This window comes from Pseudomonas lundensis, from assembly GCF_002269125.1.
GTDB classification, from domain to species: Bacteria; Pseudomonadota; Gammaproteobacteria; order Pseudomonadales; family Pseudomonadaceae; genus Aquipseudomonas; species Aquipseudomonas lundensis_A.
On sequence record NZ_NQKI01000104.1, the window covers coordinates 1 to 411 of the forward strand.

The 411-nt window shown below is 54.3% G+C and carries 3 tRNA genes; all 3 read right to left on the minus strand.

The window, feature by feature from the left end:
- Positions 1-3 precede the first annotated feature (3 nt).
- Positions 4-79: transfer RNA gene (locus CJF39_RS22680), tRNA-Gly, on the minus strand.
- A gap of 5 nt (positions 80-84) precedes the next feature.
- A tRNA-Glu gene (locus CJF39_RS22685) sits at positions 85-160 on the minus strand.
- 174 nt (positions 161-334) lie between these two features.
- Positions 335-410 (minus strand) — tRNA-Gly (locus tag CJF39_RS22690).
- Position 411: the final 1 nt, after the last annotated feature.

Here is a 411-nt window from a genome sequence, read left to right on the forward strand (position 1 = left end):
ATTTGGAGCGGGAAACGAGACTCGAACTCGCGACCCCGACCTTGGCAAGGTCGTGCTCTACCAACTGAGCTATTCCCGCAATAATGGCGTCCCCTAGGGGACTCGAACCCCTGTTACCGCCGTGAAAGGGCGGTGTCCTAGGCCACTAGACGAAGGGGACGTTGCCCAAAACATACACTGTATGTCTCAGTGCCAACCGCATTAACCGAAGTTGCTGCTCTGGCGTTTCACTCAACCTCACCCGAAGGCAGGGCTGCTGGTGACACAAAAAAAATCAGCCTCGGCTGATCTTTTTATGCTTTCTGAACTGTGCGTAGCTCCAGAAAACAAAATTTGGAGCGGGAAACGAGACTCGAACTCGCGACCCCGACCTTGGCAAGGTCGTGCTCTACCAACTGAGCTATTCCCGCA